We start from the raw sequence: 26,217 nt of genomic DNA, 5'->3' as shown, positions 1-26,217 counted from the left end.
GAATTGGCATTTCAGCCAATGCTAGCGGCTTTAGAATTGCCAACAGGGAATATTTGGGTAAGATGGGCGAGTTTTCGCTATCACCTATAAGTTAACGAAGAGAGCTGAATATGTTTGGAAAAGGCGGTATGGGCAACCTGATGAAACAGGCCCAGCAAATGCAAGAGCGTATGACCAAAGTGCAGGAAGAGATCGCCCGCATGGAAGTCACCGGTGAGTCTGGTGCGGGTCTGGTAAAAGTGACCATGACTGGCAGTCACAACGTTCGTAAAGTCGAAATCGACCCAAGCCTGCTCGAAGATGATAAAGAGATGCTGGAAGATTTGATCGCAGCAGCTTGTAACGATGCAGCGCGTCGTGTTGAAGAAACGCAAAAAGAAAAAATGGCAGCAGTCACTGGCGGCATGCAATTGCCACCAGGCATGAAAATGCCATTCTAATTGAGTTGCGATTACCAACATGAAATTTAGTCCGTTAGTTGACGAGCTGATCCAGTCGTTGCGTTGTTTACCGGGCGTGGGCCCTAAATCAGCGCAACGCATGGCGTTTCAATTGTTAGAGCGGGAGCGTAAAGCTGGCTTTAAATTGGCTGATGCGCTGACCAAAGCCATGAGTGATGTCGGCCATTGTCAAAGTTGCCGCACCTTCACTGAAGAAAGTTTATGTCCGATTTGCGCCAGCGCCCGTCGCGGCCAATCAGACACTATCTGCGTGGTAGAAACGCCTGCAGATGTATTGGCGATTGAGGCGGGTGGTCACTTCTCTGGTCGTTACTTTGTGCTGCTGGGGCATCTGTCACCACTTGACGGCGTCGGCCCGGAAGAGTTGGGCTTGAGCTTACTTGAGCAACATCTGCAAGCGGGTGAAGTTACCGAGCTGATTTTGGCAACCAATCCAACGGTTGAGGGTGATGCCACTGCACATTACATCGCCGATATTGCACGCCGTTATCAGGTTAAAGTCAGTCGTATCGCTCACGGTGTCCCTGTCGGTGGTGAGCTGGAATATGTGGATAGCACCACCTTGGCGTTGTCGTTTAACGGCCGTATTCCGCTGTAACTGCGTAAAAATCATGTTGTTAATTTCAAGAGCCTCGCATTCGCGGGGCTTTTTGTTGGCCGATTGTTGGCTTTTTGTGCATTCTGCCACCTTTGTCGCTTGAAAAGCGCCGAATGACCCCCATCTTATTTTGCAATCAAGTTTCACACTGTTTTTTTGATTGTCCAACGGGATGAACTAAGGAAGAAATTCATGTCTCAACAAGAAACTCATGGTTTTCAAACTGAAGTAAAACAACTTTTGCATTTGATGATCCACTCTTTGTACTCCAACAAGGAGATTTTCTTACGTGAGCTGGTGTCAAACGCCGCTGATGCTGCAGATAAACTGCGTTACTTAGCGCTGACCAACGATGCCCTCTATGAAGGTGATGGTGAGCTGCGTGTACGCGTTAGTGCGGACAAAGATAAAGGCACCGTCACCATTGAAGATAACGGCGTGGGGATGACTCGCGAAGGCGTAATCGAACATCTGGGGACTATCGCCAAATCTGGTACTGCTGAATTCTTCAAAAATCTGTCTGGTGACGCGGCTCGCGATTCACAACTGATTGGTCAGTTTGGTGTGGGTTTCTACTCTGCCTTTATTGTGGCCGATAAAGTGACAGTACGCACCCGCGCTGCGGGTGAAGCGGCGGATAAAGCGGTGCAATGGGAATCAGAAGGTGAAGGTAGCTTCACCGTGACTGACATCGTTAAAGAAAACCGCGGTACTGAAATCGTGCTGCATCTGCGTGACGATGAAAAAGAGTTTGCTGACGATTGGCGACTGCGCTCTATCATCACCAAATACTCAGATCATATCTCTGTACCCGTAGAGATGTGGGAAGAGGGCGAGCCAGAGCGTGATGGCGAAGACGGTGAAAAAATCCCTGCCACTGAAGGCGCGTGGAAGGTGATGAACAAAGCGACCGCTTTGTGGAACCGTAACAAAGCTGAAGTCACTGACGATGAATATAAAGAGTTCTATCGTCATATCTCCCACGATTATGGCGATCCACTGAGCTGGAGTCACAACCGTGTTGAAGGTAAAAACGAATACACCAGCTTGCTGTATATTCCTGCCAAAGCGCCGTGGGATTTGTGGAACCGCGATTACAAACACGGCCTCAAGCTGTTTGTACAACGCGTATTCATCATGGATGACGCTGAGCAGTTTATGCCATCGTATCTGCGTTTCGTTAAAGGCTTGATCGACTCCAACGATCTGCCACTGAACGTATCGCGTGAAATTCTGCAAGATAACAAAATCACCCAAGCGATGCGTGCCGGTCTGACCAAACGTGTACTGGGTATGCTGGAAAAACTGGCGAAAGACGATAGCGATAAATACCAACAGTTCTGGAGCGAGTTCGGTCAAGTGCTGAAAGAAGGCCCAGCAGAAGACTTTGCCAACAAAGAACGTATTGCTGGTTTGCTGCGCTTTGCCTCGACGCACAATGATTCAGCGGCACAAAACGTATCACTGGATGATTACATCAGCCGCATGAAAGATGGCCAAAAGCACATCTATTACATTGTGGCTGACAGTTACGCTGCCGCGGCACACAGCCCACACTTGGAGCTGCTGCGTAAAAAAGGCATTGAAGTGCTGCTGTTGTCTGACCGTATCGACGAGTGGTTGATTAGCCACCTGACCGAGTACAAAGAGAAACAACTGCATTCTGTCACTCGCGGTGACTTAGAGCTAGGCGATCTGGAAGATGCGGCTGAAAAAGCTGAGCAAGAAAAGATTGCTAGCGAAGCAGAAGACTTAGTTAAACGCGTACAAAACGCGCTGGGTGACAAAGTTAAAGAAGTGAAAGTGACCATGCGTTTGACCGACACTCCAGCTTGTGTGGTGGTGGGCGAAGGCGAAATGTCATCACAGATGATCAAATTGATGCAAGCAGCTGGTCAACCGGTACCAGAAGTTAAGCCGATTTTTGAGGTGAACCCAACCCATCCGTTGGTGGCACGTTTGAACGACTTGCAAGATGAGGCCGCCTTTGCAGAATGGAGCGAGTTGTTATTGCAACAAGCGCTGCTTTCTGAAAAAGGCAGCTTGTCAGACCCATCGCAATTTGTCAGTCTGATGAACAAGTTGCTGCTTAACAGCTTCAAGTAAACATGCCGAAAAGGGCCGTTTGGCCCTTTTCTTGTTTTTCGCCATAGCAACAGGTGCCGATTTTTATGACTGCAATGGAATTGAACCGAGATAACATCCAACAGCTGGTGGATATCTCCCAAGAGAAGTTAGTGGCGCTGGTGTTTTGGGCCGAGCAGATGCCGGAAACCAAAGCGCTGCTGGCACAGATGGAACAGATTGCCGCTTCCTATCAAGGGCTGCTGCAGTTGGCCTCGGTTAACTGCGAAACACAGATGGAATTGGCGTCTTATTTCCGCATTCAGAGCTTGCCAACCACGTTGCTGTTGAGCCAAGGCCAGCCGATTGATGGTTTTGCTGGCGCGTTAGAAGAGCCAAAAATTCGCGAAATGTTGGCTAAACATCTGCCCGCGGCGTGGGAGCTGGCATTAAACGAAGCCAAAGCTCTGCTGGCTGAGGGCAACGCGGCCGCCGCATTACCGCTGATTAAACAAGCGCATAGTGAACAACCCAACGGTGACGTCACTTTGGCGTACGCCGATATCTCATTGGCACTCGGCGATGTGGAAGCTGCCAAAACCTTACTTGCCACGGTAAAACTGGAAGATCAACGCGGTGATTATGAATCACTCATGTCGCGCGTCAAACTGGCGGAGCAAGCTGCAGATACGCCGGAAATTCGTAATCTGCAGCAAGCCTATGAGCAACACCCAGAAGACTTAGACGTGTTGGCTAAGCTGGCCTCTGCACTACACCAAGCGCAGCGTAATGAGGAAGCGTTAGAGCTACTATTTACGCCATTAAAGCAAGATTTGAATGCGGCTAACGGTGCATTAAAGCAACAGTTGCTTACCATTCTGTCGGCGTTAGGGCAGGGCAATCCGTTAGCGAGTCAATATCGTCGTAAGTTATACAGCTTATTGTATTAATTAGCATTACTCTGGCGCGGTTAATAGATAAGTGGCATTTGCACTTTACGCAATAATCGACTTTGTCGGCTAAAGTCGAAGCTGAGAGGCTTCTCTATTTCGGCCTAATATGCGAAGATTCCGCCCCTGATTATGTAAACCAATGCGAAAAGAGGACTCTTGTATGCGCATTATCCTTCTGGGTGCCCCAGGTGCCGGTAAAGGCACTCAAGCTCAATTCATCATGGAAAAATACGGTATTCCGCAAATTTCTACTGGTGATATGCTGCGTGCAGCAGTGAAAGCAGGCACTCCCCTGGGTCTGGAAGCCAAAAAAGTGATGGATGCTGGTCAACTGGTATCTGATGATCTGATTATCGGCTTAGTCAAAGAACGTATCGCCCAAGACGATTGCGCTAACGGATTTCTGCTGGACGGTTTCCCTCGCACTATCCCACAAGCGGATGCGATGGTAGCGAACGGTATCAAGATTGATCACGTGATTGAAATTGATGTGCCAGATGAAGAGATCGTTAAACGTATGAGCGGTCGTCGCGTACATCCAGGTTCTGGTCGCGTATACCACGTAGTATTTAATCCACCAAAAGTGGCAGGCAAAGATGATGTGACTGGTGACGAGCTGGTCATCCGCCCTGATGATGAAGAAGCGACTGTGCGTAAGCGCTTGAACATCTATCATGAGCAAACTGAGCCATTGGTAGAATACTACGGTAAAATGGCCGCGAGTAACGAAGTTAAGTACAGCAAATTCGACGGTACTCAAGCCGTTGCCGCTGTGAGCGAAGCCATCGTTAACGCCTTAGCATAATGAGACGATTCTCATAATCGAAAAAGCCTGCGCCAGCAGGCTTTTTTTATGGCTAACGCTTTGATAACTTAGCGCCATTGATTAAATACAGGATTTACCCACGTGCAAACTAACCAACCTCCTTTTGGTGTCTTGCTAGTCAATCTTGGCACGCCAGCCGCACCAACTAAAGCCGCGGTACGGGCGTTTCTTAAACAATTCTTGAGCGATCCTCGTGTGGTGGACGTTAATCCGCTGCTGTGGTGGTGCATTCTTAACGGTATTATTTTGAATGTGCGCCCCGGTAAGGTTGCCAAATTGTATCAATCAATTTGGTGGAAAGACGGTTCGCCATTGATGGTGATCAGTCGTAAGCAACAGCAAGCGCTGCAAAATCAACTGCTGAGCCGCACTGGGTTAGATATTCCAGTGGAGCTGGGCATGAGCTACGGTGAACCGTCGTTGGACACCGGCTTAAAAGCGTTGGAAGCGAAAGGCGTGAAAAATGTGCTGGTGCTGCCGCTGTATCCACAGTATTCCTGCTCCACCGTGGCGAGTGTGGTTGATGGGGTAGCAGCGCTGCTGAAGTCTCGTCGAAATATTCCCGAACTGCGGTTTGTGCGTGATTATCACGATAAAAAAGGCTATATCGATGCCTTAGCCCACAGTGTACGCCAACACTGGCAACAACATGGGCAAGCGCAAAAGTTACTGTTGTCGTTCCATGGCGTGCCTGAGCGCTATGTCAATGAGGGCGATCCCTATCGCGACCATTGTTATAAAACCGCTGAACTGTTGGCCCAAACGCTCGAGTTAACGCCAGAGCAGTGGATGGTGTGCTTCCAATCCCGTTTTGGTAAAGAGCCGTGGTTGACGCCATATACTGATGAAACCCTCGAGCGTTTGCCTCAGCAAGGGGTGAAATCGGTAGATATTATCAGCCCAGCGTTTGCCGCCGACTGTTTGGAAACGTTGGAGGAGATCTCTATTGGCGGTAAGGAAACCTTCCTGCATGCTGGTGGCGAATCCTATCGTTTTGTGCCTTGTTTGAATGATGATGAACAGCATATGGCGTTCCTTGCTGAACTAGCGTTACAGCACGCTCAAGGTTGGCATTAACCAACGCTGGCAAGGCGTGCAAGGTGTGATAGAATCTGCCGCCTTTGAGTTTGACGCGAATATTGCCTTGAGCAACGAAAGGTTTGTTGCGGTGATATTCGCGGTGCCCCGATGAGATGCAGCTATGAAATTCCCCGGACAGCGTAAGTCCAAACACTATTTTCCTGTAAAAAACCGCGATCCGCTGTTGGCACAACTGATCCAACAGCCAAGACCGACGGGGACGTGGATTTGTGGTATTGACCAAACTTTGGTGGATATTGAAGCCAAGGTTGAAGATGAGCTATTGGCGCGTTATCGCTTGCCTAAAGGCAACTCTACGCTGCTGGAGGAAACCCTAGCTGAGGCGCTGTACGAGGAGTTGCGTTCACGTAACATGATCTGCGGCCAATATGCTGGCGGCACCATTGGTAATACGGTGCACAACTACTCGATTCTGGCCGACGACCGCTCGGTGTTATTTGGGGTGATGAGTCATCAAATCGAAGTGGGTAGCTACGCTTACCGCTATCTGTGCGACACCTCATCAAAGGTGGATTTGAACCATCTGCAACCGGTTGCCGGGCCGCTGGGACGTTGTTTCACGCTGATCTCTGAAAATGGTGAACGCACGTTCGCCATTAGCAAAGGCGCCATGGACCAACTCGGTGCCGAATATATCAGTAAAGAGTTGGTGCAAGGCAGTTCGGCTTTGGTGATTTCTGCTTATCTGATGCGCGCTGCTGAAGGCGATGGCATCACTGAAGCGGCCATGACCGCGATTCAATATGCCAAAGCCGCCGATGTGCCAGTGGTACTGACCCTAGGCACGCGTTTTCTGATTGAGCAAGATCCACAATTCTGGCGCGATTTTATTTGTGACAACGTCACGGTACTCGCCATGAATGAAGAGGAAGGCTTGGCGCTCACTGGGTTTGAAGATCCGTTATTAGCCAGTGAAGCGGCGCTGGAGTGGTGTGATATGGTGTTGACCACTGCGGGCGCAACAGGGTTGTATACTGCGGGTTTTGCTGAAGATAGTGAAAAACGGGAAACCGCACATCTGCTGTTGCCGGGCGCAATCCCTGAGTTTAACCGTTACGAGTTCTCGCGTCCGAAACGCCGCCGCGATTGTGATGCGCCGATTAAAGTTTATGCCCATATTTCACCGTATATGGGCGGCCCTGAGCAGATCCTCAATACCAATGGTGCAGGTGATGGCGCGTTAGCCGCCTTGCTGCATGATCTTGCGGCCAATACCTTCCATAAAACCAACGTTCCCGGTTCTATCAAGCATTCTAAAGGCGGTTTGTGCTACTCGTCGTTTTCACAAATCTGTAAGTATGCCAACCGTGTAGCGTATGAAGTGCTGGCGCAAAATAGTCCACGTTTGTCCCGTGGTTTGCCTGAGCGTGAAGACAGTCTGGAAGAGTCGTACTGGGAAAGATAACCGTGTGGTTTGCATAAATAAAGGCGTCCAGTGGACGCCTTTATTGTTGTTATTACAGTTGCTTTGTCGCGTTGCTCAACTGTTCATCCAAGCCTTTAGTTTTACCGGCTTCAGAATCATTAAAGATCTCAATATTAAAGTCTTTTTCTGATTTACCCACGATAACCGTCGCCACCATATCGCCAGTAACGTTGACCGCCGTACGCACCATATCTAGCAGACGGTCGACACCGATAATCATGGCAATCCCTTCAACCGGCAAGCCGACTTGTTTTAGCACCATGGCAAGCATAATCAGTCCCACGCCCGGTACACCAGCGGTGCCGATAGACGCCAGTGTGGCGGTGATAACAACACTCACGTAGTCAGTAATTCCCAGTGGCACGTTATACACCTGCGCAATAAACACGGTTGCCACGCCTTGCATAATCGCGGTGCCGTCCATGTTGATGGTGGCACCTAGCGGCAAGGTGAATGACGCTACGCGGTTATTAACGCCCATACGGTGTTCGGCGGTTTCCATTGTTACCGGCAAGGTCGCGTTGGAGCTGGCGGTGCTAAAGGCGAACAGTTGCACATCGCGCATTTTACGGATGAACATCAGTGGGCTGAGGCCAGAAAACAGTTTCAACAGCACTGGATAGACCACCATGCCGTGGAAAATCAGCACCGCCAATACCAATCCAAAATATTTGACTACGCCTTCGAGTTTATCCATGCCGAGCGTCAAGGTGAGCTTGGCAATCAGCGCAAATACCCCATACGGAGCAAGGCTCATCACCAGCGTGACCACTTTCATAATCACTTCGTTGAGGTCTTCAAACAGGGAAGCCACTCGGCGGCCACGTTCACCAATATGGGAAACCGCAAAACCAAAAATCACCGCAAAAATAATGATTTGCAGCATATTGCCGTCAGTCATCGCCTTGATGGGATTAGTTGGCACCATGCCGATGAGCACATCAGCAAGGCCGGGCGCTTCTTTGGCATCGTAGGAGAGGTTGGTCGTTAGTTGACCGCTATCGCCTGGTTGGAATAACACCGCCGCGCTGATGGCAATGGTAAGGGCAATCGCGGTAGTAAATAGATAGAACGCTAGTGTTTTGCCACCCAACTTGCCGAGCTTGGAGGGATCACTGAGTGAACAGGTGCCGCAGACCAGTGACACAAACACCAGCGGCACAACAAGCATTTTCAAACAGTTAACGAAAATGGTGCCGACAACGTTAAGTACGCCGTCAGTAACGTAATCATTCACAAATTGGCTCTCGGGGGCAAAATATCTCACGATGAAGCCAAAGATAATTCCTAAACACATGGCGATAAGAATTTTACCTGTCAGCCCGAGCTTCCGAGTGTTTGTCGGCATTATATTTCCTATTATTTTTATATTTTCTGCAAAATTCCCTAAGCCTAGCAAGAAAGCCCATTTGAGGGAACTGTTAGCCGAGTGAGTTTTTGACGTTAATGCATAAAAATAAAGATGTTAATCATGTAATTTTTATGTGAAATCCTTGGCTGTGTCCTAAGCTTTAGCAGAACCATTTTCTGATTGATTTACGACAACAAGGAGGCTGACAATGCAGTCAGCAATGCGTTTATTCGGGGCGTTTTTGTGTTTGTTGCTGTCAGCCTGCGGTGGTGGCGGTAATCTCGATCAGGGGACTGATAATGGCAATGGCTCAAATCCCAGTGGTACCACTTCAGTCACGTTAACCATTTCTAACAGCACTATCTCCGCAGCGACGCCAGCAACCTTAACCGCAACGGTGCGCAATAGTATTTCTGGCACAATTTCTGGTGCGCTGGTCACTTTCGAACTGAACAATGCCGATTTAGGCACCTTTGTTCCCGCTATCGGCACCGCACTCACCGATGCAAACGGCGTTGCCACCGTGTCGCTGGCAACGTCCAATATCGCTGGCGCTGGACAAGTGACCGCCGCCATCAATAGCGGTGAGTCGGCTTCTGTCGGTTTCACTATGGTGGGGGATGGTGGCCCGGCAACTGGCGGTGGTGCGCAGATGACACTCACGCTGACTGATGCCAATGGCGATGAGGTCTCAACGATTGACTCAACGTCGCCGGGCACCTTGACTGCGCATGTCTCCGGTATTTCCCGTGCCGTCATCGTCACCTTTGCTGCGGATATTGGTGACTTGCCAGTTAAAACTGCCGTGACGGATGCGAATGGTGCTGCGTCAGTGACTATCTATGCTGGCAGCAACCCCGGTGCCGGTACGGCAACCGCGACCATTGCGACAGGCGAGTCTGCCGAACGCGTTTTTGTTGTGGGAGCGACCGATATTTTGATGGGAAGTGGCACGCCGTTTACGGCGGAGCAAGCATCAGTCAGTGCCGCCACGATATCTGCCGGTGGTACAGCAACGGTGTCGGTGCAGTTGCAAGATGCTGATGGCAATCTATTTACCGAGCCTGTCGAAGTTAGATTCTCTTCACGCTGCGCCGCGCAAACTTCGCCACAGGCTCGCATGAGTTCGCCAGTTACGGCAGTCAATGGCGTAGCCAGTAGCACCTATTTAGCACAAGGTTGTGTCGGTTCAGATCCGATCTCGGTGACAGCCAATGTCGGTGGTCGTACGTTATCGGCGACAGGCAGCATCGAGGTACTTGCCGCCGCGGCTGGGAGTATTGTGTTTCTTGATGCGTCACCAACACAGATCGATATTTTAGGTACCGGAGTGCAAGAAACCTCGGTGGTGCGGTTCCAAGTGCTGGATACCAATGGTAATGCTGTGGCTGGCCGAAATGTCTCATTCAGTTTGAATACTTCCGTCGGTGGCTTGTCTGTTGCACCGACAACGGCGACCACTGACGATCAAGGTGTGGCGCAAACCGTGGTCAACTCGGGTACGGTCGCAACCTCCATCCGTGTAACGGCTTCGGTGGATGGCTCTGTGCCACTGATCGCTAGCCAATCAAGCCAATTAGTCATCTCTACTGGCATACCCGACCAAGATTCATTCTCCTTATCTGCGGTAATCGTCAATGCGGAAGGGTGGAATGTTGACGGCACCCAAGTGGTTGTTACCGCGCGGCTGGCAGATGCCTTCAACAACCCCGTACGAAATGGCACTGCAGTTTCATTTGTTACTGAGGGTGGGGCAATTGGCGCATCGTGCGTCACGGTAAATGGTGCTTGTAGCGTGACGTGGACCAGCCAGAACGTCCGCCCAGCCGGACAGTCATTATTAAATAATGATGGCACTTATCGTAACCCACGGGCTGAGTTGGTGAATGGTGGCAACTTCTATGGTCAATCCTTTGGCGGTCGGGCAACCATCACCGCGTATGCGATTGGCGAAGAATCGTTCCCCGATTTGAATGGCAATGGTCGCTTTGATGAGTCTGAGCGTACCGCGTTTGCGGCCACCGATGTGGCTGGTCAGCCGTATGATTTGGCTGATGCATTCAGAGATTACAACGAAGATGGCATATTTAATCCGCAACAGGCGGGTGGCCAATCTGGCGGTGACAACGAAGTGCTCATCGACTTCAACAGTAATGGTGTCTTCGATACTGCTGACGGCGTATACAACGGCGTGCTGTGTGCGATCCCCAGTCATGCTGGCTGTGCTGATGGGGTGAATCAATCTAAATCCGTGTATGTTCGCGGCAGCTTGGTGATGGTAATGGCGAGCAGTGAGGCCTATGCGACTAATCCAAGTGATATTCGCATTATTGACCGAGATGGCGATAACTTAGGCGGCAGTATAGATATTAATGGCAACGGCACGGCGACGGTGCAATTCACTATCTCTGACGTACATAATCAGCAGATGCCCGCGGGTTCAGTGGTAAGTTTTGCTACTTCTGCGGGCTCTATCGATAGTGCACCTAGTTATACTTGGCCAAGTTCCAACTATAACGGTGGGCGTCAGTTCAGTGTGACGATTGGTGGTGCCGATCAGCCCGATTCGGGCACGTTCTCAGTGACGGTAACCTCACCTAATGGCTTAGTCACCGAAGTGGTCAATATTGCAGTGAATATTTACTAATCACACCATGAAAAAGCCCGTGTTATCGCGGGCTTTTGCTATTTCATGCCAATCTATCAACGCTGGAATGGATAGATACTGCCAAGTTTAAGGAGTTGCGTCAGTTCATCTAACGCTGTGCGGGTTTCTTTTAACAGTTCTGGGTCGGCTAAATCTGCTGGGGTGAGGCGGTCGCGATAGTGCCGTTCCACCCACTTGGTCAGTTTTTTATATTTCTCATCGGTCAGCAGCACTTGTGGGTTAACCGCCGCCAGCTCTTGGTCGTTAAGCGCTACCCGTAACCGCAGGCAGGCCGGGCCACCGCCATTTTGCATACTTTGCTTAACATCAAAATAGCGCACTTGTTTGATCGGTGTCCCCAGCGTAAGCAATTCATCCAAATACTGCTTAACGGCGGGATTTTCCTCACAATCGGTAGGCGCGATAATCGCCATTTCGCCAGAAGGCAGCGTGACAATCTGGGTATTAAACAGATAGGTTTGTACCGCATCTTTAACGGATACTTGCGCGGTCGGCACTTCAATCAAGTGCAGTTCCCCGCCCAGCTTTTGTTGTAACTCGGCCAGTTTTTCCGCGCCGTTAAAAAACGCCTGCTGGTGGTAAAACAGCACATTTTGGTTGCCTACGGCAATCACATCGTTGTGAAACACGCCTTGGTCTATCACTAACGGGTTTTGTTGCAGGAATACGCAGCTGTCATCATCTAAGCCATGTAAGCGTGCGATGGCTTGCGAGGCTTCTAGGGTTTGCCGTGCTGGATATTTCTGTGGTTTCGGTTTTTCTTGGTCGAATACCGATTGGCCGTAAACAAATAACTCAACTCCCGCTGCACCATATTGCTGACATAAGCGGGTATGGTTGGCGGCGCCTTCATCGCCTAAATGCGTGTGCAGCGGTAGCGCGTGATGATGTTTAAAGTAACGGGTATCAGCAAACATCGCTTTGAGGATTTTGCCGGTGGTGTCTGATTCGATACTGCGATGAAACTTGTCGATAAGGTTAGCCGGGGTGAAATGGACTTTCCCGTCAGCAGTATCGGCGCTGGGTGACACTGTAGCGGCGTTGGCGGTCCACATGCTTGATGCACTCGCACAGGCATAGAGCCACTGTGGCGCAGTTTTAGCGACTTTGTTTAGTACTTGCATGTCAGTACCGCTAAATCCCATTTGGCGTAGCGTATAAATGTCTGGCCGCTCTTGCGGAGCGATAACACCTTGTACTAAACCTAAATCAGCCAGTGCTTTAGCTTTAGCTAAGCCTTGGAGGGCGGCGGCCTTCGGGTTGGATGGCATGGATGCATTTTGGCTTGACGCCACATTGCCAAATGAGAGGCCCGCATAATTGTGGGTGGGCCCGACTAGGCCATCGAAGTTGGCTTCGAAATGTTTCATCCCGTCTCCTAAGATGTGGATAACTGCGCAAATTTTGCAATCCAGTATAGGGAAGAAAACGAGGGCGACAACCCCTCAATTAGTAGGCGTGAATATAGTAAACACACTTAAGTGCATAACTATGACTTGCGCAAAGCCAAATTATGAAATATTAATTTTTTTAGCTGCAAAATTATTTTTATTAATATTTTTCTGTGTTTAAAAATTGAGTCCCTAGGCCACATAAAAGAGGGATTGACTTGAAAGTGAGTCAACAACCCTCTATATATGGTGGCAAATTTTACCTTTCCGAGAATTTTGGCGCACTGAATAATGGGAAAATCGCTAGTTATTGTCGAATCGCCGGCCAAAGCCAAGACTATCAACAAGTATCTTGGTAAAGAATTTATTGTTAAATCGAGCGTTGGTCACATCCGTGATCTGCCAACCTCTTCCTCTGCCGAGTCTAACGGCAAAAGCGTTTCCGCAGCCGAAGTGCGCAAGATGTCGCCTGAAGAAAAAGCAGCCTACAAAAAGCAAAAAGAGCGCCAAGGCTTGGTGTCTCGTATGGGCATTGACCCTGAGCATGACTGGAAGGCTAACTACCAAATTTTGCCAGGCAAAGAAAAGGTGGTTAAAGAGTTACAGTCTTTAGCGGAGTCAGCCGACCAAATCTATCTCGCAACGGATTTGGACCGCGAAGGGGAAGCCATCGCGTGGCACTTACAGCAAGTGATTGGTGGTGACGAAACTCGCTTTAAGCGCGTGGTGTTCAACGAGATCACCAAAACCGCTATCCAAGACGCGTTTAGTCGTCCAGGCGACCTGAACAACAACATGGTCAACGCGCAGCAAGCGCGGCGTTTCCTTGACCGCGTGGTGGGCTTTATGGTCTCGCCACTGTTGTGGAAGAAAGTTGCTCGCGGTTTGTCTGCTGGTCGAGTGCAGTCCGTGGCGGTACGTTTGGTGGTAGAACGCGAAGCGGAAATTAAAGCGTTTGTGCCAGAAGAGTTCTGGGACGTACACGCAGCACTGCAAGCGTCAGAAGCGGCATTGCAGATGGAAGTGGTCCGTCATGCGGGCGATGCCTTTGAGCCGAAGAACGAGCAACAAGCCATGGCGGCCGTTGCCGAGCTGCAGCAGCAAAAGTATATCGTCACCGCCAAAGAAACTAAGGCCACCCAAAGCAAGCCAAGCGCACCATTTATTACCTCCACGCTGCAACAAGCGGCCAGTACCCGTTTGGGCTTTGGCGTGAAGAAAACCATGATGTTGGCACAGCGCCTCTATGAAGCGGGCCACATCACTTATATGCGTACCGACTCCACCAACTTGAGCCAAGAAGCGCTCGACAGTGTGCGTGAGATGATCGGCAGCGAATTTGGTGCCGCGTATCTGCCAGCTGAGCCACTGCGTTACGGCAATAAAGAAAATGCCCAAGAAGCGCATGAAGCGATTCGTCCTTCAAACGTGCAAGTTTCGTCAGCGTCGCTGTCAGATATGGAACGCGATGCGCAACGTTTATACGAGCTGATTTGGCGTCAATTTGTGTCATGTCAGATGACACCAGCACAATATGATGCAACACGCTTAACCGTGACCGCCGGTGATTATGAACTGCGTGCGAACGGCCGTGTGCTGAAATTTGATGGTTGGACCCGTGTACAACCGGCACTGAAGAAAAAGAATGAAGAGGATGTCACCCTGCCGTTTGTAGCGGAAGGTGATGTGCTCAATCTGAATGAACTGCTGCCGAAGCAACACTTTACCAAACCGCCAGCGCGTTATAGCGAAGCGTCATTGGTCAAAGAGTTGGAAAAACGTGGCATTGGTCGCCCATCAACTTATGCGGCGATTATCTCTACCATTCAAGACCGTGGTTACGTGCGCGTGGAAAACCGCCGTTTCTTCGCCGAAAAAATGGGTGAGATTGTCAGTGAACGTTTGTTGGAAAACTTCAGTGAACTGATGAGCTACGATTTTACTGCCGGCATGGAGCAAACCCTCGATGACGTGGCCCACGGTGAGTTGCAGTGGAAGCAAGTGCTGAATAACTTCTACCAAGACTTCACCCAACAGTTGGAAAAGGCTGAGCAGGCACCAGAAGAGGGCGGTATGCGTCCTAACCAGATGGTGCTGACCGACATTGCTTGCCCAACGTGCGGCCGCCCAATGGGGATTCGCACTGGCACGACTGGGGTGTTCCTCGGCTGTTCAGGTTATGCACTGCCGCCAAAAGAGCGCTGCAAAACCACCATGAACTTGGTGCCAGGCGAAGAAGCCATTGCCGATGGCGAAGATGCCGAAACGGAAGCGCTGCGCGCGAAACACCGCTGTGCGAAATGCGGCACCGCGATGGACAGCTATCTGCTCGATGAAACACGCAAACTGCATGTGTGTGGTAACAACCCCGCTTGTGATGGTTACGAAGTCGAAGTCGGGCAGTTCAAAATCAAAGGCTACGACGGCCCAGTGATTGAGTGTGATCGCTGTGGTAGTGACATGGAGCTGAAGAACGGCCGCTTTGGTAAATATTTCGGTTGTACCAACATTGAATGTAAGAACACACGTAAACTGCTGAAAAACGGTGAAGCGGCACCTCCGAAAGAGGACCCGATTCATCTGCCAGAGTTGAAGTGTACCAAGTCAGACGCTTACTTCGTGTTGCGTGACGGCGCTGCCGGTATCTTCTTGGCGGCTAGTACCTTCCCACGTTCACGGGAAACGCGTGCGCCGTTGGTATCTGAGCTGAAGCAATACCGCGATCAGTTATGGTCTAAATACCAATATCTGGCCGATGCGCCAGAGCAAGACGATGACGGTAATCCAACGTTGGTAAAATTTAGCCGTAAGACTAAAGAGCAGTATGTTGCTAGTGAAGTCAATGGCAAAGCCAGTGGTTGGTCGGCCCATTACCAAGACGGTAAATGGCAGCAAGCTGGTAGCGCTAAGAAGAAAGCGAAAGCGTAATTACAGCGTATCAACCAACGTTTACAGCAAAAGCCCCAATATCGGGGCTTTTGTTTTATCGGTAGCTAGGGTAGCCAGAGGTTGCCAGAGAGGGCGTTTAAGAGCGAGCATTGCGCCGCTTCTGCTGGATGCTGCGCAATGCTCACCTTATGTCGTTCACACAGACTAAAAAGGTCAGCAAGCGCTGACCTTTGGTTTGAAAGAGTCGGTGGCTGATTACCACTTCTTCTTTGGCTGGAAGATAACGTCGATATCGTTTTCTTCTTTAGGTTTGGGTGCGCTTGGCGCGTTGCTTTTCACCGCGCCGTTAATCTCATCCAGTAACGCCTTTGCTTCTTCGACTTTCTTGGAGATAAACGGGTCATTCGGTGTTTGCGCCTTAATCGCATTGAGCGTACTCAGTGCCTTGGTCACCATTTGGCGGGCGGAGCCATATTGTTTCATGTAACAGCTGCTACGAGCGCGTGACAGCATGCTGTCAACGTTGATGCGCAATTGCAGGTTGTTGATGCGGCTTTCTTCGTTAGCGAATGCTGTTGGGTCTATTTTGCCTTTATTGTGTTCGTCGCGAATGATCGCTCTGAGTTTTTTCAGCGTTTGTACCAACACCAGCACTTGGCGATCATTATCAGGCAGTTTGAAGGACTCGAGTGAAGGGGCTTGCCCACCCACCGCTTTTTGATTATTGATGATGCTATCGAGATCGAGAATACGGCGCTCATAGTCACCGCGTTGTTGCGGTGCTGCGAGTTGCAGCGCCTGTTTGGCCGCCTCACGAATACGGCGATACAGCACAATGCTGACATTCGGAGAGCAGGGAAACATGCCCGTATTGGCAAGGACTTCTTCGGTTTCTTCGATAATGGCGCGCTGCCGTGTCAATTCTGTACGGCGTAGCGCTTCAGTTCGCTCTCTTTGCTGCTGCATAGCATTAAAGCCGATCACCATTAGCAGCAAAGCACCGATGAGCAACAGTACCAACCAAAAGGCCATAGTCGTCCTACTAATTTTATAATTTTGTTAATAATATAATAAATCGGATTGGTGAAATAGACATCTTTTCGCCGCTTTTTTGCGAACAAGCAAGCATACCAATATCTGGCGTGATTTATATTCCAGATTGATTTATTGATTGCTATACACTATAACCAATGATTATAGTATCGCGCCATCGACAGCTAAAAATTTGTTACTTAGCGATCAAGGACTAACACATGAAACTGCAGCAATTGCGATATATTGCCGAAGTGGTCAACCACAACCTCAACGTTTCGACTACCGCTGAGAACCTATATACGTCACAGCCGGGGATCAGTAAACAGGTCCGCATGCTCGAAGATGAGCTGGGTATTCAGATTTTTGGTCGTAGCGGCAAGCATTTAACCCATGTTACCCCTGCTGGTCAGCAAGTCATCCGTATCGCCAACGATATTCTCGGCAAAGTAGAGAGTATCAAAAAGGTGGCGGAAGAGTATACCAAGCCAGATCAGGGTGACCTAAATATCGCCACGACCGACACCCAAGCGCGTTATGCATTGCCGCCTATCATTCAGCAGTTTATTCATCGCTATCCCAAAGTGAACCTGCATATGCATCAGGGCAGCCCGGCGCAGATCAGTGAAGTCGCCGCGCGAGGTGATGCCGATTTTGCCATTGCGACTGAAGCGATGCACCTCTACAGCGATTTGATCATGTTGCCGTGTTATCACTGGAACCGTTCGGTGGTGGTGCAAAAAAATCATCCACTGGCGGGACGTAGCCAGATCAGCATTGAAGAGTTAGCTAAATTTCCGCTAGTCACTTACGTGTTTGGCTTTGATAAAGCGTCAGAGATTGAAAAGGGCTTTAAACGCGCTGGCGTTGAGCCACGAGTGGTATTCAGTGCCACCAGTGCCGATGTGCTGAAAACCTATGTACGCCTCGGCCTTGGTGTTGGCATTATCGCTTCTATGGCGATCAATCCTGAAGTTGATACCGATTTAGTGGCAATTGATGCTAGCCATCTGTTTGCTCACAGTACCACTAAAATTGGTTTCCGTAAGGGCAACTTCCTGCGTGGCTACATGTATGACTTTATCGAACGCTTTGCGCCACATCTGACCCGCGATGTGGTAGAAAAAGCCGAAGCGATTAAAGATTCGATGTTGATTGAAGAGATGTTTTCTAACATTGAGCTGCCTATCCGCTAAGGTGGACAGTGGTGCAATAAAAAGCCTGCTCGAAGCAGGCTTTTTGCTGTTTAACACTCGACGATATTAACCGCCAGCCCGCCTTTGGCGGTTTCTTTATATTTGCTGCGCATGTCTTTGCCGGTATCCATCATGGTTTTGATCACTTTATCGAGCGATACCTTATGGTTACCGTCGCCACGTAGCGCGAGGCGTGAGGCGTTGATCGCTTTTACTGCGCCCATGGCATTACGTTCAATACACGGTACTTGTACTAAGCCGCCAACCGGGTCGCAAGTCAGGCCGAGGTTGTGCTCCATGCCGATCTCTGCGGCGTTCTCTACATGGGATACTGTGCCGCCCATAATTTCCGCTAACGCCGCAGCTGCCATCGAGCAGGCCACGCCCACTTCACCTTGGCAGCCAACTTCTGCACCAGAAATCGAGGCATTTTTCTTGTACAAAATACCAATCGCTGCGGCAGTAAGCAGGAAGCGACAGCACGTGTCTTCATCCACTTTTTCTACAAAGGTGTCGTAGTAACACAGCACGGCCGGAATAATCCCCGCCGCGCCGTTAGTTGGTGCCGTGACGACGCGCTCACCCGCAGCGTTTTGCTCGTTGACTGCCATAGCAAACAGATTCACCCAATCCATGGTGTTGAGCGGATCGACGTTATTTTTACTTTCAGCTTTTAAACGGCGATGCAGCGCGGCGGCACGACGGCGCAGTTTTAAGCCGCCGGGCAGAATACCTTCTTTTTTGCAGCCTTTATCCACGCACTGCTTCATGGTTTGCCAGATGTGCCACAACTGTTCGCGTACTTTGGCTTCGGGTTGTTGGCTGGTTTCATTCGCCATCATCAGTGCCGCAATGCTTAGCCCGTTGTCGTTGCATAAACTGACCAGTTCGGCCGCGCTATCAAAGTCATACGGCGCACGTTTCATCGGGGTGGCGGGGGAGGCGTTTTTGGCGAGGATCTCTTCTTCATCCAAAATAAAACCGCCGCCGACAGAGTAGTAAGTCCGCTGTGCGATAACTTGACCCGCTTTGAGTGCATATAAGGTCATGGCGTTAGCGTGTGCAGGCAGCGTTTTACGGCGATGAAAAGTGATGCCGTGTTCACGAGTGAACTTGACTCGCTGCTGATTGGCTAAGCACAACTGCTGCTGTTGCTCCACCTCAGCCAACGTGGCGTCAATGCTATCGGTATCTACCGTTTCAGGGGATGCGCCCATTAAGCCGAGGATTACCGCTTTACCGGTGCCGTGGCCTTTACCTGTTTGCCCTAGCGAGCCAAATAGCTCCGCTTGCAACTCGTCTACTTCCGTGAGTAGTTGTTGCTCAGCTAAGCGCTCAATAAAGAATTTGCCCGCTTTCATTGGTCCAACCGTGTGGGAGCTGGAGGGACCAATACCAATTTTGAACATGTCGAAAACGCTAATCATCATGCAACCTTGATTTCAGCTTTATTATTATGCGTCTGGTGCTTGGTAGCCTTTAAAGGGCTGTTACCGCCAGTTAAATATCGTTAGGATGTGGCGATATCCAAGTGCTTTGCGCGCCAGTATCCCACAAAAATGCCCCGAGTTTGCATTAGTTATTTTTATCAATAACTCATCGCATTAGCCTGACTAAAACAAGGCGTCGGCGGGGCATTCATTATAGTCAATCGTGGGGATTGTGCTGCGCTTGATGGCCTCACTAATTTTTATCTGATAAGGAAACTGCATGAGTTATCTGATGCTTGATATTGAAGGTGTGCAACTTCAGCCAGAAGAAGCGCAGGTGCTGCAACATGCCGCCGTGGGCGGTTTGATTTTGTTTAGCCGTAATTATCAGCATCGGGCACAGCTGCAAAGCCTGATTAAATCTATCAGAGCCGTGCGACCAGACCTGCTTATCGCTGTCGACCACGAAGGTGGCCGAGTGCAGCGCTTTCGTGAAGGTTTTACCGCGATTCCTGCCATGGGCGATATTCTGCCGGCGGCGAGTTCACTGGCCGAGGCAAAAGCATGGGCGCAGGAGTTAGGCTTTTTGATGGCGGTTGAACTGCTAGCCTGCGATATCGATTTAAGTTTTGCGCCAGTGCTCGACCTTAACGGTGTGAGCCAAGTGATTGGCACTCGCAGTTTTTCACCCAAAGCCGCGGAAGTGAGTGAACTTGCCCGTGCCTTTATCAATGGTATGCAGCAAGCGGGTATGGCCGCAGTGGGCAAACATTTCCCCGGCCACGGCAGTGTCGCGGTGGACACCCATCTTGCCAGTGCGGTTGACCCACGCAGCTTTGCCGAGATTGAAGCCAACGATATGCCACCATTTAAAACACTGATTGCCGAAGGCCGTTTGCAAGGCGTGATGCCGGCGCATGTGATTTACTCGGCGGTCGATCCGCAGCCAGCGGGCTTCAGCCAACATTGGTTACAGCAGGTACTACGGCAAGACTTGGCCTTTAACGGGGTGATTTTTTCCGACGATTTGGGCATGAAAGGCGCGGCAGTGGCGGGGGATTATCGTGCCCGTGCGCAAGCGGCATTAGCGGCCGGTTGTAATATGGTGCTAGTCTGTAACGACCCTGAAGGCGCGCGTAGTTTGTTGCATGATTTCACTTGGCCCCAAAAGGATGCAGCGTTATTTGCGGCGTTGAAGCCCGATAGCAAGCAAGTGATGCAAGCATTGCAGGATGAGACTCGCTGGCAAGCGGCGATGGAAATTGCCCAGAAAATCAGCGCAGCATAAAGTTAACTTGATTTGGCACAAGCTAATTAGCCGTTAACTTGGTTAGCTTGGATGGTGACGGCAACCAGAAAAGGACAGCACAGATGATTCTTTATCTACATGGATTTGATGCAACCAGCCCCGGCAATCATGAAAAAATTCGCCAATTGCAGTTTATTGACGACGATGTGCGCTTGGTGAGCTACAGCACACTCTATCCCAAGTACGATATGCAACATCTGCTCAATGAGGTGCACAAACAACTCAGGCTGACCGATGATCCGCAGCCGTTGCTGTTAGGCGTGGGGCTGGGTGGCTTTTGGGCGGAACGCATCGGCTTTTTAGCGGGTATTCGTACTGTGTTGGTTAACCCCAACCTGTGGCCAGAAGAGAACATGGGCGATAAAATTGATCGCCCAGAAGAATACGCTGACATCGCCCACAAATGCGTGACTGACTTTCGAACTAAGAATCGGCAACGAGCGTTGTGTTTATTGTCTGCCGAAGATGAGTTGCTCGACAGTAGTCGCAGTGAGGCATTACTTGGGCAATATTACCAAGTGATCATCGATCGGCAGCAACCGCACAAGTTCCCCTCACTCTCTAGCCACATGGTGGCGATTAAACAATTCAAACAAGCGTAAGGTATTTTGCGACGAACATTGCTTTTTAGCAGCAAGAGTGCTTGATTTAACGTTAGTTATTGAGCAAGGGGCAAACCATGAAACGTGTGCTGTTAACGATAACGGGAAAAGTGCAAGGTGTGGGGTTTCGTCGCTATGCTATGCATCGGGCGCGTGCGTTGGGGCTAACGGGTTACGTTTGTAACTTGGATAATGGCAGTGTGGAGTTGCTGGTGCAGGGCGCTTATCCCGCAGTCGATCAACTGATTGCTGAATGCGAAGTCGGCCCTCCTTATGCGGATGTGCGTGATGTGCTGGTGGAGGAAGACGACGGCGATGAAATCTACCTCGACTTCTCAGTAACAGGCTGAAGCCGCGTGTCACGACTTCAGCCTCGGTAATCATTACTGGTTATTCTCGTTAGTGGCTGCTGGTTCGTCAGCCTCTTCTGGCGCTTCATCATCTTCTAGCGGCCCCGCCACAGGCTGCTGCATCTTTCTTACTTGTAACAACATACCTAAACGTGGGTGATCAAAATAATGCAGCTCAGTGCTGCGAATGCGGCGATTCTGCTCCATCGGGATCACCCCAAGGTAAGGGATGACCGTCGCGGCGGTTTGCGTTGATTCATCGGCTTGCAGCGTTTTTTGCTCTGGTTCACGCAAATTAAACTGGGTTTCCACGTAGAGATAATGGCTCAGGTAAATCGTCAGCAATCCGTCAAACTGCCAGACTGGCGCTGAGGTAGTTTGCTCGGTGAGCTGCCCATAACCGTATTGGTTATTTTTAGCTTCCATTGACACTGGCATACCATTGGCTTGAAACTGCTCAGCATAATTTTTACCAGCAAACAGATGCACCGGTTGTGCTGCTCGGCGTGGGCGCATCTCTTGCTGCCAAGTCATATGCAGCAGTGGCTCAATGCCTAAACGTCTTAACTTGCTGATCTCATCATTAAATCGTGCTCTGTCGGCACCGAGCAACACGGCTGATGGCTGTGCTGCTGGCTTGCCTGCGTTGGGTACAATGTTGACTGGGATCTGCTTTGGCAACACCAACTTGCTGCCGCCATTGAGGTTTTGGCACGGTGCTTGCGCGTTGCTATCACCGCTGCTGTTTAGGCCAAAGCTGTTGCCGCCCCAACTATTTTGATTGCAATCACTCAGCGCCATCGCCACGCCAGTAATGTCGTTAGCGACTTGCGGCGTGATCAAATCAATGGCGTTGTCGGTTTTCAGCGTCAGTGGGGTGGAGGGCCATTGCTCGGTCACGTTGGTTGGGCGTTCAAACAGATACACCTCAACTTCATACCAAGGATAATTAGCGGCCTGTGCTGACATAGTGCTCAGGCTTGCTACGGTTGCTAACAATAGATGTTTTATCACGCTCGGTCTCCCACCCGGTGTTGCGTTAACTGCTGTAGTAGCAGTTGTGCGGTGTCTAGTCGCTCTTTGCTGCTTTCCATCGTCATGGCGAACTTTAACTTATTCGGTCCATCCATTCGATAGATTTGTGGCTGTGATTGCAGTAAGCCAATGATAAAGCCCGGATCAACTACATGGTCGTCGTTAAATTCCAGGCTGCCGCCACGGCTGTGCATCTCCAACTTTTTGATGCCCAGCACGGTGGCTTGATGTTTCAAAAGCGTCATCGCCATCAGGTTTTTGGTCGGCTCAGGCAACAGGCCGAAGCGGTCAATCAACTCAACTTTGAGTTCATCTAATGAGGCTTCGGTATGGCAGTTGGCAATACGTTTGTACAGTGACAAACGAATATTCACATCGCCGACATAATCCTCTGGCAGCAACGCTGGAATGCGCAGTTCCATTTCGCACTGCTCGTTCAGCATCTGTGCTAATGATGGCTCCTTGCCTTGTTTAAGCGCTTTAACGGCCGATTCCAGCATCTCCATATACAGGCTAAAGCCGATTTTGGAGATGTGGCCGCTTTGTTCTTCGCCCAGCAGTTCACCGGCGCCGCGGATCTCTAAGTCTTGGGTCGCCAGCATAAAGCCTGCGCCCAAGTCTTCCAGTGCATCAATCGCTTCTAAGCGTTTGCGCGCATCGGTGGTCATCCGTTTGGGATGTGGGGTCATCAAATAAGCATAGGCTTGGTGATGCGAACGGCCGACACGACCACGCAGTTGGTGTAACTGCGCTAAACCAAAGTTATCGGCGCGCTCAATCACAATGGTGTTGGCGCTCGGTACGTCAATACCGGTTTCAATGATGGTGGTACACACCAACACGTTGTAGCGGCGATGGTAAAAGTCTGACATCACCCGCTCCAGTTCTCGCTCGCGCATTTGGCCGTGCGCCACCACTACGCGTGCTTCAGGCACTAACTCACGCAACTCTTCGGCGGTTTTCTCAATGCTCTCGACGTTGTTGTGCAAGTAATACACTTGTCCACCACGCAGAATTTCACGCTGCACCGCTTCGCGTACTGTGGTTTTATCGTACTCACGCACAAAGGTTTTTACCGCTAAGCGCTTGGCTGGCGGGGTGGCGATAATCGATAGATCGCGCATGCCTGACATCGCCATATTCAGCGTACGTGGGATCGGCGTGGCGGTGAGGGTAAGAATATCGACGTTGGCACGCAGTGCTTTGATTTTCTCTTTTTGGCGTACACCAAAGCGGTGTTCTTCGTCGATGATCAGCAAGCCCAAGTCTTCAAACTTCACTTCGGTGTTGAGCAGCTTATGCGTACCGATAACGATATCGACTTTACCTTCGGCCAGCGCATCGATGACTTGGTTTTGCTCTTTGGCGGTGCGGAAGCGTGACATCACTTCAATGCGTACCGGCCAATCGGCGAAACGGTCTTTAAAGTTTTCAAAGTGTTGCTGCGCCAGCAGGGTAGTGGGCACTAACACCACCACTTGTTTACCGGCGTTCACTGCCACAAAGGCGGCGCGCATCGCTACTTCGGTTTTACCAAAACCGACGTCACCACACACCAAACGATCCATCGCGTTAGGCGCTTGCATGTCGTGCAGTACCGCGTCGATGGCGTTTTCTTGGTCGACGGTTTCTTCAAACGGAAAACTTTGCGCAAATTGCGCGTATTCGGTGTCATCCAATTCACAGGCAAACCCGGGGCGCGCTTCACGGCGAGCGTACACATCTAGCAGCTCGGCGGCCACATCGCGAATGCGTTCAATCGCTTTCTTACGTGCTTTCGCCCAGCTTTCATTGCCTAGCTTGTTGAGTGACGGTTCCTCTTCTGGCCCAGTGGTGTAGCGGCTGATTAGGTGCAGTGATGACACCGGCACGTACAGCTTGTCGCCACCGGCGTATTCCAGCTTGAGGTATTCGGCCACCATGCCGCCGGTATCTAAGGTCTCTAAGCCTTGATACAGCGCCACGCCGTGCTCGATATGCACAATCGCTTGGCCGACTTTTAGCTCGGCTAAGTCGCGAATAAGCGCATCTTGGCTCACTTGGCGTTGTTTATCGCGGCGGCGTTGCTGCGAAATGCGCGCGCCAAACAGCTCTGTTTCGCAGATGATGCTGATATCTGGCTGAGTTAACCGGCAACCTTGCGACAGCGGCGACACAATTAACCCGACGTTGTCTTTGGCGTTAATGAATTCTGCCACATTGTTAAAGCGATTCGGCTTAACGTTGATTTTGCTTAGCAGCTCTAACAAGGCTTCGCGGCGGCCTTCTGACTCGGCGCTAAACAATACGCGGCCAGCATTTGGCAGGTAATCGGCCAGTGCCGCCAGCGGTTGGCGTAATTTATGGTTAACCGTGAGTTCTGGCAGCGGGGTTAATTCGGCAATAAGTTGATGCTTCTGCTCCGTCTGCGCCAGTTGTACCCGTGGCCGAGATTTGAGTTCCGCAAAAAGTTGGTCGGTGAGCAGATACAGATCTTGCGGCGCTAACAGTGGCCGCAGCGGGTCAACGCGGCGGTCTTCATACCGTTGTTGAATTTGTTTGAGATGTTCATCGGCCGCGGTCGCTAAATCACCAACAGTTAGCAGTTGCACCGCTGGGGTGAGGTAATCAAACAGCGTGGCGGTTTCATCAAAAAACAGCGGCAGATAGTTTTCAATGCCGGCTGGAAGTAAGTGGCGACTTACCTGTTGATAGACCGATTCCGGCTCTTTGACCACCACTTCAAAGTAGCGGCGGTAGCGTTGGCGAAAGCCCTCGATGGCGGCATCATCGGTGGGAAACTCGCGCGCTGGCAGCATGCGGATTTCATTGACTGGCGCTTTCGACAACTGGCTGTCGGCTTCGAAAAAGCGGATCGATTCCACTTCATCATCAAATAGTTCGATACGCAGCGGCTCGGCGGAACCCATCGGGAAGATATCGATGATGGAACCGCGAATGGCAAACTCGCCGTGCTCATAAACCTGACCAACGTTGTGATAACCAGCATCGACCAGATATTGGCGCATCTGCTCTAGCGGGTAGTTGTCGCCTTTTTTTAGCAACATCACATTGGCGGATAGGAAAGACTTTGGCGGCAGGCGCACCATCAAGGTACTGATGGGCACAATCAACAGCCCTTTTTGCGCCGTTGGCAGCCGCGATAGGGTTTCTAATCGCTGTGAAATCAGATCTTGGTGCGGCGAAAAACTATCAAACGGTAAGGTTTCACGGTCAGGGAATAACCACACTGGTAAGCTGTCTGCCAGCAAGTAGCTGAGTTCAGCTTCCAGCGTCATGGCGCTCGGCGTATCTGGCGTGATCAGTACCGAAATACCCTCGTGGCTTTTGGCTAATTGCGCCAATGTCAGCGCTCTAGCAACGCCATCGGGTGTATTAAGGTAGCGGACGTCGCCGGCTTTACTGGCGCTCGGTGGCGCCATAACGGAAAAAACGGTCATTAACTGAGGTATTCAACTGCTCGCCAATAAATTGCGCATCATTGTAGAGAGTTGTGCCACACAGTGCCAGTGTGGCGCATGTCAGCCGACGGCAG

Annotated in this window: 19 protein-coding genes; 13 read left to right on the top strand and 6 right to left on the bottom strand. The window is 50.6% G+C overall.

Going from position 1 to position 26,217, the window contains the following annotated elements:
- Positions 1-110: 110 nt before the first annotated feature.
- The 7 genes from L9G74_RS10155 (at position 111) to L9G74_RS10125 (ending at position 7,408) form a co-directional block, all read left to right on the top strand.
- Complete coding sequence (locus tag L9G74_RS10155) at positions 111-440, top strand: YbaB/EbfC family nucleoid-associated protein (RefSeq protein ID WP_238896194.1); 330 nt, start codon at positions 111-113, stop codon at positions 438-440.
- 19 nt (positions 441-459) lie between these two features.
- Positions 460-1,059 carry a recombination mediator RecR gene (gene recR / locus L9G74_RS10150; RefSeq protein WP_238896193.1) on the top strand — a complete coding sequence of 200 codons (600 nt, stop codon included), beginning with the start codon at positions 460-462 and terminating at the stop codon, positions 1,057-1,059.
- Between the two features lie 192 nt (positions 1,060-1,251).
- A complete protein-coding gene (gene htpG, locus L9G74_RS10145; protein ID WP_238896192.1) occupies positions 1,252-3,165 on the top strand; it encodes a molecular chaperone HtpG in 1,914 nt (637 codons plus the stop codon).
- 65 nt (positions 3,166-3,230) lie between these two features.
- Complete coding sequence (locus L9G74_RS10140; protein ID WP_238896191.1) at positions 3,231-4,073, top strand: tetratricopeptide repeat protein; 843 nt, start codon at positions 3,231-3,233, stop codon at positions 4,071-4,073.
- 163 nt (positions 4,074-4,236) lie between these two features.
- Complete coding sequence (adk, locus tag L9G74_RS10135; protein ID WP_238896190.1) at positions 4,237-4,881, top strand: adenylate kinase; 645 nt, start codon at positions 4,237-4,239, stop codon at positions 4,879-4,881.
- Between the two features lie 102 nt (positions 4,882-4,983).
- Positions 4,984-5,979: a ferrochelatase gene (gene hemH, locus L9G74_RS10130; RefSeq protein ID WP_238896189.1), complete on the top strand. Its 996-nt coding sequence runs from the start codon at positions 4,984-4,986 to the stop codon at positions 5,977-5,979.
- 124 nt (positions 5,980-6,103) lie between these two features.
- Positions 6,104-7,408: an inosine/guanosine kinase gene (locus tag L9G74_RS10125; protein WP_238896188.1), complete on the top strand. Its 1,305-nt coding sequence runs from the start codon at positions 6,104-6,106 to the stop codon at positions 7,406-7,408.
- A gap of 52 nt (positions 7,409-7,460) precedes the next feature.
- On the opposite strand, the gene L9G74_RS10120 is transcribed toward L9G74_RS10125, so the two are convergent.
- Positions 7,461-8,777, bottom strand: coding sequence for a dicarboxylate/amino acid:cation symporter (locus L9G74_RS10120; RefSeq protein WP_238896187.1), 1,317 nt, complete (start codon positions 8,775-8,777; stop codon positions 7,461-7,463).
- Positions 8,778-8,988: 211 nt separating this feature from the next.
- Here L9G74_RS10120 and L9G74_RS10115 point away from each other — a divergent pair, with 211 nt between their 5' ends.
- Complete coding sequence (locus tag L9G74_RS10115; protein ID WP_238896186.1) at positions 8,989-11,427, top strand: Ig-like domain-containing protein; 2,439 nt, start codon at positions 8,989-8,991, stop codon at positions 11,425-11,427.
- A 56-nt stretch (positions 11,428-11,483) separates the two neighbouring features.
- Here L9G74_RS10115 and astB read toward each other — a convergent pair whose 3' ends face one another.
- The gene (gene astB / locus L9G74_RS10110) at positions 11,484-12,818 is read right to left on the bottom strand and encodes an N-succinylarginine dihydrolase (RefSeq protein ID WP_238896185.1); all 1,335 of its coding nucleotides are present in this window, start codon (positions 12,816-12,818) and stop codon (positions 11,484-11,486) included.
- A 312-nt stretch (positions 12,819-13,130) separates the two neighbouring features.
- Between astB and topA the strand changes: the two genes are divergently transcribed.
- The gene (gene topA / locus L9G74_RS10105) at positions 13,131-15,767 is read left to right on the top strand and encodes a type I DNA topoisomerase (protein ID WP_238896184.1); all 2,637 of its coding nucleotides are present in this window, start codon (positions 13,131-13,133) and stop codon (positions 15,765-15,767) included.
- A 216-nt stretch (positions 15,768-15,983) separates the two neighbouring features.
- Here the strand turns inward: topA and L9G74_RS10100 are convergent, their stop codons facing one another.
- Entirely contained in the window at positions 15,984-16,760 is a 777-nt protein-coding gene (locus L9G74_RS10100; RefSeq protein ID WP_238896183.1) for a hypothetical protein, read from the bottom strand.
- Between the two features lie 221 nt (positions 16,761-16,981).
- Here L9G74_RS10100 and cysB point away from each other — a divergent pair, with 221 nt between their 5' ends.
- Positions 16,982-17,956, top strand: a complete 975-nt coding sequence (cysB, locus tag L9G74_RS10095; RefSeq protein WP_238896182.1) for an HTH-type transcriptional regulator CysB — start codon at positions 16,982-16,984, stop codon at positions 17,954-17,956.
- 50 nt (positions 17,957-18,006) lie between these two features.
- Here the strand turns inward: cysB and L9G74_RS10090 are convergent, their stop codons facing one another.
- Positions 18,007-19,383, bottom strand: a complete 1,377-nt coding sequence (locus L9G74_RS10090; protein ID WP_238896287.1) for an L-serine ammonia-lyase — start codon at positions 19,381-19,383, stop codon at positions 18,007-18,009.
- 283 nt (positions 19,384-19,666) lie between these two features.
- Here L9G74_RS10090 and nagZ point away from each other — a divergent pair, with 283 nt between their 5' ends.
- The 3 genes from nagZ (at position 19,667) to L9G74_RS10075 (ending at position 21,647) form a co-directional block, all read left to right on the top strand.
- Positions 19,667-20,674 carry a beta-N-acetylhexosaminidase gene (nagZ, locus tag L9G74_RS10085; protein WP_238896181.1) on the top strand — a complete coding sequence of 336 codons (1,008 nt, stop codon included), beginning with the start codon at positions 19,667-19,669 and terminating at the stop codon, positions 20,672-20,674.
- Between the two features lie 83 nt (positions 20,675-20,757).
- Positions 20,758-21,297, top strand: a complete 540-nt coding sequence (gene ycfP / locus L9G74_RS10080; RefSeq protein WP_238896180.1) for an alpha/beta hydrolase YcfP — start codon at positions 20,758-20,760, stop codon at positions 21,295-21,297.
- A gap of 77 nt (positions 21,298-21,374) precedes the next feature.
- A complete protein-coding gene (locus tag L9G74_RS10075) occupies positions 21,375-21,647 on the top strand; it encodes an acylphosphatase (RefSeq protein WP_238896179.1) in 273 nt (90 codons plus the stop codon).
- A 33-nt stretch (positions 21,648-21,680) separates the two neighbouring features.
- Here L9G74_RS10075 and L9G74_RS10070 read toward each other — a convergent pair whose 3' ends face one another.
- Entirely contained in the window at positions 21,681-22,661 is a 981-nt protein-coding gene (locus tag L9G74_RS10070) for a peptidoglycan binding protein CsiV (RefSeq protein ID WP_238896178.1), read from the bottom strand.
- Positions 22,658-26,122: a transcription-repair coupling factor gene (mfd, locus tag L9G74_RS10065; RefSeq protein WP_238896177.1), complete on the bottom strand. Its 3,465-nt coding sequence runs from the start codon at positions 26,120-26,122 to the stop codon at positions 22,658-22,660. Before mfd ends, L9G74_RS10070 begins: the two co-directional genes overlap by 4 nt.
- Between the last annotated feature and the right edge of the window lie 95 nt (positions 26,123-26,217).

Origin of the sequence: Shewanella electrica, from assembly GCF_022321485.1 — a bacterium.
GTDB classification, from domain to species: domain Bacteria; phylum Pseudomonadota; class Gammaproteobacteria; order Enterobacterales; family Shewanellaceae; genus Shewanella; species Shewanella electrica.
The sequence above is the reverse complement of the archived record's forward strand: the minus strand, read 5'-3'. Positions and strand labels throughout refer to the sequence as shown.

Excerpts from the sequence above, each read along its gene's own strand:
- L9G74_RS10155 (WP_238896194.1), top strand. The coding sequence starts at position 111 with ATGTTTGGAAAAGGCGGTATGGGCAACCTGATGAAACAGGCCCAGCAA.
- recR (WP_238896193.1), top strand. The coding sequence starts at position 460 with ATGAAATTTAGTCCGTTAGTTGACGAGCTGATCCAGTCGTTGCGTTGT.
- htpG (WP_238896192.1), top strand. The coding sequence starts at position 1,252 with ATGTCTCAACAAGAAACTCATGGTTTTCAAACTGAAGTAAAACAACTT.
- L9G74_RS10140 (WP_238896191.1), top strand. The coding sequence starts at position 3,231 with ATGACTGCAATGGAATTGAACCGAGATAACATCCAACAGCTGGTGGAT.
- adk (WP_238896190.1), top strand. The coding sequence starts at position 4,237 with ATGCGCATTATCCTTCTGGGTGCCCCAGGTGCCGGTAAAGGCACTCAA.
- L9G74_RS10125 (WP_238896188.1), top strand. The coding sequence starts at position 6,104 with ATGAAATTCCCCGGACAGCGTAAGTCCAAACACTATTTTCCTGTAAAA.
- L9G74_RS10120 (WP_238896187.1), bottom strand. The coding sequence starts at position 8,777 with ATGCCGACAAACACTCGGAAGCTCGGGCTGACAGGTAAAATTCTTATC.
- L9G74_RS10115 (WP_238896186.1), top strand. The coding sequence starts at position 8,989 with ATGCAGTCAGCAATGCGTTTATTCGGGGCGTTTTTGTGTTTGTTGCTG.
- astB (WP_238896185.1), bottom strand. The coding sequence starts at position 12,818 with ATGAAACATTTCGAAGCCAACTTCGATGGCCTAGTCGGGCCCACCCAC.
- topA (WP_238896184.1), top strand. The coding sequence starts at position 13,131 with ATGGGAAAATCGCTAGTTATTGTCGAATCGCCGGCCAAAGCCAAGACT.
- L9G74_RS10100 (WP_238896183.1), bottom strand. The coding sequence starts at position 16,760 with ATGGCCTTTTGGTTGGTACTGTTGCTCATCGGTGCTTTGCTGCTAATG.
- cysB (WP_238896182.1), top strand. The coding sequence starts at position 16,982 with ATGAAACTGCAGCAATTGCGATATATTGCCGAAGTGGTCAACCACAAC.
- L9G74_RS10090 (WP_238896287.1), bottom strand. The coding sequence starts at position 19,383 with ATGATTAGCGTTTTCGACATGTTCAAAATTGGTATTGGTCCCTCCAGC.
- nagZ (WP_238896181.1), top strand. The coding sequence starts at position 19,667 with ATGAGTTATCTGATGCTTGATATTGAAGGTGTGCAACTTCAGCCAGAA.
- ycfP (WP_238896180.1), top strand. The coding sequence starts at position 20,758 with ATGATTCTTTATCTACATGGATTTGATGCAACCAGCCCCGGCAATCAT.
- L9G74_RS10075 (WP_238896179.1), top strand. The coding sequence starts at position 21,375 with ATGAAACGTGTGCTGTTAACGATAACGGGAAAAGTGCAAGGTGTGGGG.
- mfd (WP_238896177.1), bottom strand. The coding sequence starts at position 26,122 with ATGACCGTTTTTTCCGTTATGGCGCCACCGAGCGCCAGTAAAGCCGGC.